The organism is Mycoplasmopsis felis (assembly GCF_034647055.2).
GTDB classification, from domain to species: Bacteria; Bacillota_I; Bacilli_A; order Mycoplasmatales; family Metamycoplasmataceae; genus Mycoplasmopsis; species Mycoplasmopsis felis.
In genome coordinates this window covers 308,881-321,930 of sequence record NZ_CP141047.2, presented here as the reverse complement: position 1 = coordinate 321,930, position 13,050 = coordinate 308,881, and the positions used below count along the sequence as shown (strand labels likewise).

The window sequence follows — 13,050 nt, the reverse complement described above, 5'->3', positions numbered from 1 at the left end:
TTTATTCTCCTTTCTTTATGTGTTTTTCTAATGCTTGTTTTGCTGCATTTGTTTCTGCTTCTTTTTTGGAATTTCCTATACCTTCACCATAGAGAATTCCACTATGATATACTTTTGCATAAAACTTCTTGTCTTCTATTTCTTCTAGAACATAATGTACACTATTTTTAGTCATACTTTGAAAATGTTCTTGCAATTCTGTTTTAGGGTCTTTATGAGTACTAAAATTATCTATAATATCTTTTTCGAGATTTGGATTTAATAGATGATCATAAATAAATTGAATTGCTCTATTTGTTCCTTGATCATAACAAATTGCTCCAACCATTGATTCAAAAATATCTGCTTGAACCTTAGGTGAGTTAATAACATCTTCCTTCATTTGTCCTGGTCCTGTTTTTAACAAAGGTAATAAATTTAATTTTTTTGATACTTCAGAAAGAGTTTCTGTTTGTACAGCAGAAGCTTTTCAACGAGATAGTTCACCTTGACTATGATTTGGCATTTTTTTAAATGCAGTTCATGCAGTTACAAAAGCCAATAATGAATCACCAAGAAATTCTAAGCGTTCATAGTTTAAAAGTTTTGTTTTATCTTTGATATTATAAGACTTATGAGTTGTAGCTAATATATATGTTTGTAAGTTTTTAGGCGTAATATTTTCTTTTTTTAAAAATTCTAATAATCTTTGATTATGATTCATTAATTGCACCTTTCAGTTTTTTTAATAAATCCTTATCAATAGCATCAGACATTTGTATTAATGCATTATAAATAGCTATTTCATCAGCAGAACCATGGATTTTAAGTGCTAAAGCATTAACTCCAATAACTCATGCATTTGCAACTGTTCTAAAATCTAGTTTTTTAGATATCTTTTTAAATGATTTTTTTAAAAGTAATGCGCCTATTTTTGATAAGAAACTATTCTTTATTTCTCTTTTTAGTTCATTTTTAAAACTTACAATTGCCCCTTCATAACTTTTAATAACTAAATTTCCACCATAACCATCTATGACAGCAACATCGATATTTCCTTCTAATAAATTTCTGGTTTCAGAAAAACCTATGTAATTTAAGTTACTATTTTTCAAAAGTTCACTTGCTTGTCTAACTATTTCTGAACCTTTATATTCTTCTGTTCCGATATTTAAAAGAGAAATTTTTGGTTCTTTTGTATTAAAAATGGTTTTGTGAAAAATATCACCTAGTCTTGCTCATTCAACTAAATATTCGGGTTTTACTTCTATGTTGGCTCCTACATCTAACAAAATCATTTTAGAACCATTTAAACAATTTACAATAGGCATAAATGCAGGACGCGAAATATTTTCTATTCTTTTGGTTTTAAAAGTAAGTGAACTTATGTATGTTCCTGAATCACCACCAGAAATTATTCCATGAGCATTATTTTCTTTTAAGTATTCTATTGCTTGATTTATTGAAATATTTTCTTTTAATGTTTCCCTAATATTTCTTGGGTTACTTGGTTTTAAATCATTTTGTATTATTTTAATGTTATTAGGAAGATTTGAGATATTTTTATTTTTAAAGTCTCCGATTAGAACTACATTAACATTTTTTTTGTTTATAACAAAATCAAGAGTTCCTTTTAATACTACATCTACACCTAAATCAAGTCCGTTTGCATCAAAAACAATTGTTTTTTGCATTACTCAACTCCTATTAAAAATTGATAATTTGGTTGATTTCCTTCAATTACTTCAATTTCAACTTCATAATGAGATTCAATATAATTAGTTAGTGATTCTACATCAAAAGAATTAGCATTATCACCATAAAAAATTGTTATTACTTGACTTGATTTTTCTACCATTTTATCAATTAAAGTTTTATATGTTTCTTCTATTTCAGAATTAGATGTAATAATTTTTCCGTCTACTATACCTAAATAATCATTATTTTTAATTTTAATATTGTTTAATTTGGTATCTCGAACTGCTTGTGTTATTTCTCCTGTTTTTATTTCAGTAATTGCATCTAACATTAATTCATTATTTTCTTCTTGTGATAATTCAGAATTAAAATTAAAGATAGCAGCTAGTCCTTGTATTTGAGTTTTAGTAGGAATTACTATAATGTTTTTATCTGTTATAACTTGGGCTGCTTGTTGAGCTACTAAAATGATGTTTGAGTTGTTTGGTAAAATGAAAACTGTCTTAGCTTTAACCTTATTTATTGCATTAATTAAATCTTGTGCAGATGGATTTTGTGTTTGACCAGATTCAACTACATAATCACAACCCAAATCCTTCATTCTTTGAATGATACCTGAACCTAAATTACATGAAATAATTCCACACTCATTTAAGTCTTCTTCATTTGCTATAACTTTTGCTTTGGAATTATTTGCTTGTAAAGTCATATTTTCTGATTTTATTTTTATGAATTCACCATATTTTTGAGATACATTTAAAAAATCACCTGGAGTAATTGTATGTCCGTGAACCTTTAATAAGTTGTCATCAGATACAATAACTAATGAATTAGAAATTTTCTCTAATTCATTAGAAAACATTTGTTTATCAAATTTATCTGGTTCTGTTAAATCGATTAATACTTCAGTACAATAACCAAATTCACCAGAATATACCTCAGTATCACTTAAGAAAACTGAAACTTCATCGCTTTTATCTTTCTTTTGAACAAAATTACCTTTTAAATACTCATAAAAACCTACAAAAATTGTGTATAAACCTTCACCACCAGAATCTGTTACACCTACTTCTCTAAGTGTTTTTAGTTTGTTAGGAGTTTCATCACAACTTTTACGAGAAAATTCAACGACTTTTTTTCAGAAATCTATTAATGAAACATCTGTCTTATCTTTAAATTCATTTGATAATTTTTCTGATGTTTCTCTAATTACTGTTAGAATAGTTCCTTCTACTGGAGTGAATACAGATTTATAAGCGCGTTCTGTTGCTAGATTAAATGCTTCTAGTAATTCTGGTAATGTTAAATATTCTTTGTTTGAACAACCTAAAGAAAATCCTTTAAAAATCTGGCTTAAAATAACTCCTGAATTACCCCTTGCTTCATACATCATATTTAATGCTAACTCTTTTGTAATTTCACCTATTGACAAATCTTTTTTTTGTTCGAGTTTAGATATAGCTTGTGATATAGTTGAAGACATATTAGTTCCTGTATCACCATCTGGAACAGGGAAAACGTTTAATGCATCTATTTTATTTTTTGCATTCACTAATGAATTTGATCCAGATAAGATACCTAAATAAAAATCATTAGTATTTAAGAAAACTTTTGACATTATTTAACTCCTTTTACTATAATTGTCAATTTATTTAAATTACAATCAATTTTCTTAAGTTCATATGCTAATCTTTGGTGAAATTCAGCTACAACTCCTTTAACAGGGATATCTAGTAAAAGGGTCACTGTAATGAAAAAATCATAACCATCTTTATTTTTCATTACACTAACTCTTTCTTTTTCTATTATTTCACTTTGATTTAAGATAGTGTTATCAAGTTTTGATAAATTATGTATTTCTTTAATCCCAGGGATAGATTTAGCAATATTCAAAAATAAATCTAAAATTTGTGTTTGTTCCATAATAACCTCAATTTATTGATAAACTTTTTAAATTATACCAAATTCATTATATTATATATATTGCTATAAATTATTATAATTTAAATATGGTGAGTTTGATTAATGGGATTGTTTTAGAAATACATCAAACCGGAGAAAATGATTTCTTAGTTTCTTTTTTTACTTCCAATGGCTTATTAACTTTATATACTCAAGGTCTAAATAAACAGACATCTAAGAACCGCAATAACTTACAAATAGGTTCAATTGTTGAAATTGAATATTTTAAAGCTAGACTAAAAGATAAAATTGGAAGAATGAAAAAGGTAAACCTTTTAGTTAACATTTCTCTAATTGATATTAAAATTAACTTATTTGTAAGTGATATAGTTAAATTATTTAAAAATATAAATCAAAAAAATCATTTATATAATGAGTACTTAACTCATATAAAAAAAATAAATCAAGATAATGTCGATTTATTTTTAGCTTATTTTTATGCTCAAGCCACTACTTATTTTGGTGTCCAACCTAGTTTTAATAAATGTAGAACTTGTTTTTCTAATAGGAATTTAGTTGACTTTTCAATTATAGAAGGTGGTTTTATTTGTTCTAAGCATTCAAATATTATATATAAATCAAATGATGAATTAATTTTGTTTTGATCTCTATATTTTAATATAGATAAACTTCTTATGAACGGATATTTTAATCAAATCAATACATGAATAAATGAACTAAAGTATTTGATTAAAAATGCTGGATATTATGTATAAAAAAACAAAGTACTTTGTTTGAAGTACCTTGTTTTTTTATTTTATGATAGGTTCTTGTGAAGCATTTATAACATCTTTAAAATCAGCTCCACTATTTGCTAAAACATAAGCAGAAAATCCATTTTCAATTAATGCTCCTTTTGAAACAAAAATTTCTTTGTCTGTTATCATTGAACAAACTGATTCAGCAGATAAGGTAGCAGAACCTAAATCAGAAAAAATTATAACTTCTTTGATTTCTTTATAACTATTAATCAAGTCCATTAATGCAATAGGATCTGTACCTAGTTCTGAACCACCATTTATCCCACCAATTGATTGTAAAATAATATATTCATTATTTATTGGAAGCATTTTTTGAAAATAATCTTTAATAGTAGATGCTAATTTTTCATAATGTGAAATTATTATAAATAGTTTTTGCATTATAAATTATTGATTATGTTTTTTAAAATTATATAACTTGAATAAGAACCTGGATCAATTGTTCCTGTTGATCTTTCTTTTAAATACGATGCTCTTCCTTTTGTTGCAATCATATCTTTGGTTTTTTGAGCACAATCAAAAATAAAATTAATTAAATTATTTTTTATATCTAAATTTATTTCATTAATATTAACTAAATAATCATTTATTGGTTTTCAAACGTCAAACATTGTTTTTTCATTTTCTTTAACTTTACCCAACATAGTTAGAGTATTAACAAAATTTTGAACAAGTATTTTTAACTCTTTTAAAGTAAATGATTGGCTTTCTTTTATATTGTTTGCTGTATTCATAAAACACATTCCATATAAAGGGCCAGATGCTCCACCTACTTTAGACATTAAGGTTCTCCCAATTAAACTAATGTAGTTTGATAAACTTAAATTAGTATGATCTAGTTTAGCTACTTCATTAAACCCACGAGACATATTTACACCATGATCTCCATCACCTACTGATTGGTCTAATTCAGATAGTCAATTTTGATTTTCATTGATTTCTTTACTTATTTCTTTAATAGCATCAATAAACTTTTGATATTCTATTTTCAATTTCTTACCTCTGTTGGAAAGTCTAATAATTCTTTTAATTCATTATCTAATTTTAATAATGAAATTGACATTCCTTGCATTTCTAGTGAGGTCATAAAATTACCCACATGAGAACTGTAAATTTTAATATTTTTAGATTCTAAATAATTATGAATATCATTAGTAGCAATGAATAATTCCATTTCAGGTGTACCACCTAAGCCATTAACCATTAATGCTACTTCTGAGTTATTATAATCATAATCTTTTAAAATTAAATCTAGCATTTCTTTAACTATTTCTTTAGATGGTTTTATTTCTTCTCTTTTAACTCCAGGTTCACCATGGATACCTAAACCAAATTCTATTTCTTTTTCACCTAAAGTAAATGATTTTTTACCTGTAGTTGGAATATAAATAGAGTTAAGAGAAATACCGAAACTATGAACATTTTTTATAACTTTTTCTGCTATATTTTTTACTTCTGATAATGATGCGCCTTTATCCGCTAAAGCTCCTGCAATTTTATGAACAAAAACTGTACCTGCTATTCCTCTTCTTCCTATTGTTCAAGTTGAATTTTCTACTGCTACATCATCATCAACTAAAACTGTTTCAACATTTTTACCATTTGCTTGTGCTAACTGTTGAGCTATTTCAAAATTTAATTTATCACCTGTGTAGTTTTTAATAATTAAAAGGGTACCTTTTTGTGAATCTACCGCATTTATTGCTGCTTCTACTTGGTCTGGAGTTGGTGATGTAAAAACTTCGCCTGCTATTGCTCCTGATAACATTCCTTTTCCTACAAATCCCATATGTGCAGGTTCATGACCTGAACCACCACCTGAAATTAAAGCAACTTTTGATTTATCAAAATCTTTATTGTAAATAACATTGAAATCTCGATATTGCTTTACTTTTTTATTTGTTTTAACAATACCTTGTATCATTTCTTGTACGATATTTTCTGTTTTGTTTATAATTTTCTTCATATTTTCCTTATATTAATGAAAATAATCCTATTAATAACCCTCCTGTTAATGGTGCTAAAACCGGTATTCATGAATAACTTCAATTTCCACCTACAAATTCTTGTTTTCTGTTTTTCATTAATAATCTTTCTGTTAAATAATAAATAACTCTTGGTCCGAAATCCCTAGCAGGATTAATAGCATATCCAGTTGAAGAACCTAAAGATGCACCAATTGCAATAACTATTAAAGTAACAGGAATTGGTCCAAATGTAGCTAAACTCGAAACATTACTTCCTTTAGAAAAAGCTAATACTAATCCAACTAATAGCATTGTTCCAACTAATTCATATGCAAAATTAAATACTGAGGCTTTTTCTTTTCCTGAATATGCTGGACCTGTACAATGAGAACCACGTACACTTCCTAAATCTGTTTCTTGAATGTGTTTTCAATTAATGAAGTTTAATATAATTTGACCTGACATTGCTCCTAAAAGTTGCACAGGAATATAAACTAATTTAAGAGGATCATTAAATTTCGATGCTACTAAATCAAAAACTGTAACTGCTGGATTTAAGTGAGCAGAACCTCCTAGTGATTGCGAAACAATAACACCAGCAAAAACTGCTAGTCCTCAACCTAAAATAATTACAACTCATTTTCCTGGTTGATTTCCAAACATTCTCTTCCCTGAAACGCTATATACTACACCATTACCAAGTAAAATTAGTACTAATGTTCCTAAGAATTCAGATAAAATATCTAGTCTTTCTAATCCCATAATTATCCTTATTTTATATCTTTTGTTCAATTAAGTGTTTTTTGTACTGCTGTATCTCAACCTTTAATTAAGGTATCAATTTCATTTTGATTTAATTGTGGTTTAAATACTTTGTCAGTTTTATTAATTTTTTTAATTTCTTCAATATCTTTTCAATATCCAACTGCCAAGCCAGCTAAATATGAAGCACCAAGTGCAGTAGTTTCTATATTAAATGGTCTTTCAACTTTTAGATTTGAAATAGATGATTGGAATTGCATTAAATAATTAGATCTAGATGCTCCTCCATCTACTTTTAATAAAATAATTGGTTTTTCTAAATCTTTTTCCATTGCCTTAAGCAAGTCATTTGATTGATATGCAATCGAATCTAATGTTGCTTTAATGATGTGTTCTCTTTTTGTTCCCCTTTCTAAACCAAATATAGCTCCGCGTGAATATGAATCTCAATATGGTGCTCCTAGACCTGTAAATGATGGAACAACATAAACTCTTTGATCATCATCCACCAATGAAGCAAAGAAATCTGATTCAGCTGAGTTATATAAAATTCTTAATGAATCTCTTAATCATTGAATTGCAGCACCTGCAATGAACACTGATCCTTCTAGAGCATAAACTGTTTTTTCTTGTCCTATTTTTCATGCAATAGTAGTTAATAATTTATTTTTTGAATTAACTGGTTTTGTACCTGTGTTTACTAATGTAAAACATCCTGTTCCATAAGTATTTTTTACCATACCTACTTCTGTACACAACTGTCCAAATAAAGCAGATTGTTGATCACCTGCTATCCCTGTAATTGGAACTTCACCAGTTGCTTTATTCGATCAGTGATGAGGTGATACAATTCCGAAATGTCCTGATGAAGGTTTTACTTCTGGAAGAATTTCTCTTGGTATTTCTAATAATTCTAATATTTCTTTGTCTCAATCTAATGTATGAATATTAAATAGCATTGTTCTTGAAGCGTTTGAAACATCAGTTGCATGAACTTGACCATCTGTTAATTTTCACATCAATCATGTGTCAATAGTTCCTGCTAATAATCTGCCTTCTTTTAATTTTTCTTGCGCTTCAGGAATATTTTTTAATATTCAACGAATTTTTGTACCACTGAAATAAGGGTTAATTATTAGTCCTGTTTTTTCTCTAAATTTTTCTGAATAACCTTTTGCTATTAAAGTTTCACAATAATCTGTTGTTCTTCTGTCTTGTCAAACAATGGCATTATAAACTGGTAAACCAGTTTCTTTATCTCATAAAACTACTGTTTCTCTTTGGTTTGTAATACCTAATGCTGCTATATCTACAGATTTTATTTTGGCTTTATGTTTTGCACTTTGCATTGTTGATAATTGAACATTTCAAATTTCTAATGGATCATGTTCAACTCAACCTGATTGTGGAAAGTGTTGTGTAAATTCTGTTTGACTACTTGCTTCAATATTTCCATTGTAATCTACTACCAATGTTCTACAAGAAGTAGTTCCTGAATCTAAAGTTATAATGTATTTATCTTTCATTTTGACCTTCTATCGTTTTGATTCAAATTTATAATTGCTTATTTGAGCATAAACTATTTCGTCATTAAGATATTCTTTAAATTTCTTTTGATTTCTTAACGTTCACAAAATTAAAGGCATTCCAATTTGTTTATATCTATTTTTATCTTTATCATATAAAACTGTTCATGGATTTAAATATTGACAAATAGATTTCATTTCCTCAATTGAAACTTCTTTAAATTGAGTTTCTGTTCAAAATAAAAATGCTAATTGATATTTAGAACTTAGTTTTCTCATATTACGAAGTGATTGAAAATTAAATGAAGAAAAAACTATCTTAGAAAAATATTTTTCACCGTATTTTAATGATAATTTATGTAATTCTTCTTCAATTCCTTTATATTCTTTTTGATCTGTTTTGATTTCTACATTAATCAATTTATATAAATCTAAATATTTATCTAAAAATTCTTCTAATGTAAGAATAGTCTGTTTTTTAACTTTATATTTAAAAAATAAACTATGATCATCTTTTTTAAGATCGTTTAATGTACTAAATTCAATTTCTTTATTAGTTAAAGCTGTTCTATTAGTTGTTTCATCATGGATAATAACTAATTTTTTATCCTTAGTTAAATGAACATCTAATTCAACACCATCAAAATTATATTGATATGCCATTTCAAATGCTAAATCTGTGTTTTCTGGAGCAATACCTGAATAACCTCTGTGAGCTAAAATTAATTGTTTAGGCATTTTCTAGTGTTCTCCATCTGTAATTTGTTTTACCTAATTTTTTAAGTTCTTTAGTATTAGCAATATGAACTGCTAGACCAGCTAATAAACCTACTAGAGCAATTGATAAAGTTATTAATAAAATAATTTGATATCCTGTAATCGAAGTATTTGTTGCACCTTCAGGAGTATACGCTTTACCTACTGCTCCTGTTACATTGTATAATCATGCATCTGTTGAAAAACCAATAAATGATAAAACTGCCACTGATGATGCATATGAATTTTTTTCTATATGTATTTCTCCTACTTGTGCATATCTTAAAGTAACCATTCCTCAAGATAGAACTCCAGCTAAGATATATAATGTAGAACTTAATACAATTAATGTAATATTTTGACTTTCTGGTAAATAACCAAGTAAGATAATTGCACCAACAATAATAATTCCTATACCAAGTATAATAATTAAGAACAATACATATGATCTAAATTTATCTGCTCATCTTCCAACAAATGTTGATACAGCAGTTCTTAGAGCATATGTTCTTACTCCTCCAATTATAGTAACTAAAATTGCAGGAGCTAAATATGCATTTTGAAGAAGTTGTAATAAGTAATATGCAAAAACACTTTGGAAAGTATACATACCCATTACAAAGATAGATAAAGCTCATAATTTTCAATTTTTAAGTGCTTTATACACTTGTAAAACTGACTTTTTGATTCTTTGAAATGTCAATTTCTCTGTATTTTTTTCCATTTGTTTTTCTGGGACACCAAACAATACTAAAAATGATGTTGCAACTAAAAATCCTGCTATTAAGAAAGCATATGTAGCAAATGGGATTGTTGATGATTCTTTAGATACTGTAGGGAATCAAACATCTTTTACTAATAATCCTAATACAAAGATTAAGAAAAATCCGATAATACCATTAGAAGTTCCTTGAATCCCATATGCAAGACCTTGGTTTTCTTTAGTTGTTTGTTGAGAAACTAATTTTCATAATGGAGTTCAGAACACTAATGTTGAACTAACTCCTCATAATCCTCAAATTATTGCATATTGAATGAATAATGAATCTGGTGATTGAGTTGATGAATATAAGATATTAAATCCAAATCATATTGTTATAATACCTGTTGAAAACACAGCAATAAATAACAATCATTTGGAACTAAATTTATTTGCTAAGAACCCCCCCGGTAATTGAGTAATTAAAGTTACTCATCCTATAATAGAAGTCAATGTTGCAACTTGATCTTCACGGATATTTAAATAAGTATGTAAATTTGGAATAATATTTTTAATATAGTAAGGTGCAGCGATAACAAAAACATCTGCTGCAGCCAATATAATTAATGCTATTATTTGTTTCCAAGTTAAACCTTTTAATTTTTCAATCATAATTCTCCTTAGAATCTAACTTTATATTTTGGATTATAATTAGATTTCTTTTCTAATTTTAATCCTGCTTCTTCTACTAATTTAGCAATTTCTATTGCAATTGCTGGTGCTGATGCAATTGCTGGTGATTGCATTCCTGCTGCATTAATAAATGCTTTATTATCTTTTGCACTACGGATAACAAAGTCATTTGTTTCTATATCAATTGGACGTGAACCAGCAAGTGTGATTTCTGTTTTTTCAAGTCTTATTGAAGGAATAATTTCTTTTCCAATTTGCCCAATATAATCAAATTTTTCTTTAGTTACTAATCTGGTATCTTCTTTTGGAACTCCTTCTTCAGCGGTTGGTCCAACTAACACACGACCATCTAACATTGGTGCTACAATAACACCTTTACCGTGGATTGTAGGAACTTTAAAGCAAATTGAATTAACAATACCTGCTTCTGTTCTTGATAAAATACGATATTCACCACGTCTAGTAGTTTGTTTAAAATCACCATATCCTGCTTTTTCTGCTAAAACATCTGCATAATGTCCAGCGGCATTGATGATTACAGTTGAATAAATTTTTTGTCCATCTCCTAATGTAATTTCAAATTCATTGTTTGAGTATTTAATATCAACTACATTTGAATTATTTCTAACTTCTGTTCCATTTTGTTCACTAGCTCCTAAGAAAGCATATGTTGCTCTAACAGGATCAATGGCTCAAGAACTTGTACATAATAGTGCCCCTAGCACTTTTGGATTTACATTAGGTTCTTTTTTAAGAACTTCTTCTTTAGTAATTACTTTAAGAAATTCTTTTGGAACTTTGTTAATTAATCCTCTTTCGTATAACATATGTACATGTTTCATTTCTTCTTCATTAAAAGCAAGTATCAATGAATCTACTTGAACTTTAGGAAAATCTAAATCTTTAAAGATTTTAGTTCTTCATAGTTCATTACCTAAAACATTTAGTTTTGCTTCAATTTTTCCAGGATCAGGATCAAAACCACCGTGAATTGCTCCAGAGTTTCCTTTAGATGTTTCATCAGCGAAAACTGGGTTTTTTTCTAATAATAAAGTTTTTAATTTATATTGAGATAGTTCGTAAGCTATACTAGCTCCAATGATACCACCACCAATAATAGTTACATCATATTTCTGTTTCACAATAATTCTCCTTAATTAAATTTTGTGCTTAATAATTATAAATAAATTTAAGGTTGACCAAGAAAATAGGGGGGGTAGGTTCTTGAAAAGAATAAAAAAATATGGAAAAAAAGTATTTTTTCCATATTTTTTATATTTGGGAAATTATTCCATATGTTATTCCATAAAATTAATTACTTATATAATTGATTTATATAAATAATGAAGAAATTCGTCTACCTGAACTAGTTGTTGTCTTTGGTTTGAAGTTTTTTAATACTTCTTTGTCCAGCGCTTCTTTTACAGATGATTTTAATACTTCATAAATAAACGGAGGTTTAGGATCATTAACTCTTACAAATCATAGTTCTCCTATGTATTCTTGGACTCCATTATAGTATTTATGTTGATTTCCTTTTCAAAAATCACTTCCGTAAAATTCATGTGTTAATAATAATTTTGCTTTTGCTTCTTCATTCAATTTAATCGATGTAACTAATTCTTTAAGATCTAAATCATCTAAATATTCTTTAAATTCTGCAGATAATTTTGGATTATTTTTATATTCTTCAATTAACTCATTTAATGAAGCCTCTAATACTAATGGATATTCATCAAATAATTTGTTATTTACTTGATAGCCTCTTTCTTTTTTATCAACTAAAGAAGTAAAGGCATTATTAAATCTAATATATAATTCTTCCTCTGAAACATTAAGACCTAAAAGTTCATTGCTTGATTTTAAGTAATCATCTAAAAATTTAATTGCTTGTTTGTATTCATCTTTTAAATTTTTGGTTGATTTATCAAAGATATCATTATATTTTGCTAAATTATTATATGAATATATTGAATTATTAAGTGGGTTGTTTATTTTTGGTAAAACTAAATTATCTACTTCTCCTGTTTTTAAATCTCCATCCATTGGTTTTGGTTCAGGTGTTGGACTTGTTTCTGGAGGTGTTTGTGTGTCATCAGAAGGATTTTTAATAGGTGTATCAACTTCTGTAATAGGTTTTTTGCTTCCTGATTCAGATGTATAGCCACACGAAATTGCACCAAACATTGCAAAACCACTAATAAATAAACTTATTAATCTTTTTTTCATATATTTTCTCCTTTTTT

At 27.4% G+C, this 13,050-nt stretch carries 14 protein-coding genes; 1 reads left to right on the top strand and 13 read right to left on the bottom strand.

The window, feature by feature from the left end:
• Position 1 precedes the first annotated feature (1 nt).
• Genes rnc through RRG59_RS01455 form a run of 4 tightly spaced genes read right to left on the bottom strand, consistent with a single transcriptional unit; the run spans position 2 to position 3,600 of the window.
• Entirely contained in the window at positions 2-703 is a 702-nt protein-coding gene (gene rnc, locus RRG59_RS01470; protein ID WP_322900674.1) for a ribonuclease III, read from the bottom strand.
• Positions 693-1,673, bottom strand: coding sequence for a phosphate acyltransferase PlsX (gene plsX / locus RRG59_RS01465; RefSeq protein ID WP_322902615.1), 981 nt, complete (start codon positions 1,671-1,673; stop codon positions 693-695). The genes rnc and plsX overlap by 11 nt, the downstream gene beginning before the upstream one ends.
• Entirely contained in the window at positions 1,673-3,295 is a 1,623-nt protein-coding gene (locus RRG59_RS01460; protein ID WP_322902614.1) for a DAK2 domain-containing protein, read from the bottom strand. The genes plsX and RRG59_RS01460 overlap by 1 nt, the downstream gene beginning before the upstream one ends.
• Entirely contained in the window at positions 3,295-3,600 is a 306-nt protein-coding gene (locus RRG59_RS01455; protein ID WP_036430588.1) for a hypothetical protein, read from the bottom strand. Before RRG59_RS01455 ends, RRG59_RS01460 begins: the two co-directional genes overlap by 1 nt.
• A gap of 86 nt (positions 3,601-3,686) precedes the next feature.
• Here RRG59_RS01455 and recO point away from each other — a divergent pair, with 86 nt between their 5' ends.
• Positions 3,687-4,355 (top strand): DNA repair protein RecO, encoded by a 669-nt coding sequence (gene recO / locus RRG59_RS01450; RefSeq protein ID WP_322902613.1) that lies wholly within the window; start codon positions 3,687-3,689, stop codon positions 4,353-4,355.
• A gap of 36 nt (positions 4,356-4,391) precedes the next feature.
• On the opposite strand, the gene RRG59_RS01445 is transcribed toward recO, so the two are convergent.
• From RRG59_RS01445 to RRG59_RS01405, 9 genes are all read right to left on the bottom strand, one after another.
• A complete protein-coding gene (locus tag RRG59_RS01445; RefSeq protein ID WP_322902612.1) occupies positions 4,392-4,781 on the bottom strand; it encodes a PTS-dependent dihydroxyacetone kinase phosphotransferase subunit DhaM in 390 nt (129 codons plus the stop codon).
• Positions 4,781-5,392, bottom strand: coding sequence for a dihydroxyacetone kinase subunit DhaL (gene dhaL, locus RRG59_RS01440; RefSeq protein WP_322902610.1), 612 nt, complete (start codon positions 5,390-5,392; stop codon positions 4,781-4,783). Before dhaL ends, RRG59_RS01445 begins: the two co-directional genes overlap by 1 nt.
• On the bottom strand, positions 5,383-6,366 hold the full coding sequence (gene dhaK, locus RRG59_RS01435) for a dihydroxyacetone kinase subunit DhaK (RefSeq protein WP_322902609.1): 984 nt from the start codon (positions 6,364-6,366) through the stop codon (positions 5,383-5,385). Before dhaK ends, dhaL begins: the two co-directional genes overlap by 10 nt.
• A gap of 7 nt (positions 6,367-6,373) precedes the next feature.
• Positions 6,374-7,129, bottom strand: coding sequence for an MIP/aquaporin family protein (locus tag RRG59_RS01430; protein WP_322902607.1), 756 nt, complete (start codon positions 7,127-7,129; stop codon positions 6,374-6,376).
• 8 nt (positions 7,130-7,137) lie between these two features.
• A complete protein-coding gene (gene glpK, locus RRG59_RS01425) occupies positions 7,138-8,655 on the bottom strand; it encodes a glycerol kinase GlpK (RefSeq protein WP_322902605.1) in 1,518 nt (505 codons plus the stop codon).
• Positions 8,656-8,664: 9 nt separating this feature from the next.
• Complete coding sequence (locus RRG59_RS01420) at positions 8,665-9,393, bottom strand: glycerophosphodiester phosphodiesterase family protein (RefSeq protein WP_322900666.1); 729 nt, start codon at positions 9,391-9,393, stop codon at positions 8,665-8,667.
• Positions 9,386-10,783 (bottom strand): MFS transporter, encoded by a 1,398-nt coding sequence (locus RRG59_RS01415; RefSeq protein ID WP_419198139.1) that lies wholly within the window; start codon positions 10,781-10,783, stop codon positions 9,386-9,388. Before RRG59_RS01415 ends, RRG59_RS01420 begins: the two co-directional genes overlap by 8 nt.
• 8 nt (positions 10,784-10,791) lie before the next feature.
• Positions 10,792-11,946 carry a type 2 glycerol-3-phosphate oxidase gene (gene glpO / locus RRG59_RS01410; protein ID WP_322900665.1) on the bottom strand — a complete coding sequence of 385 codons (1,155 nt, stop codon included), beginning with the start codon at positions 11,944-11,946 and terminating at the stop codon, positions 10,792-10,794.
• A gap of 190 nt (positions 11,947-12,136) precedes the next feature.
• Positions 12,137-13,033, bottom strand: a complete 897-nt coding sequence (locus tag RRG59_RS01405) for a hypothetical protein (protein WP_322902603.1) — start codon at positions 13,031-13,033, stop codon at positions 12,137-12,139.
• Positions 13,034-13,050: the final 17 nt, after the last annotated feature.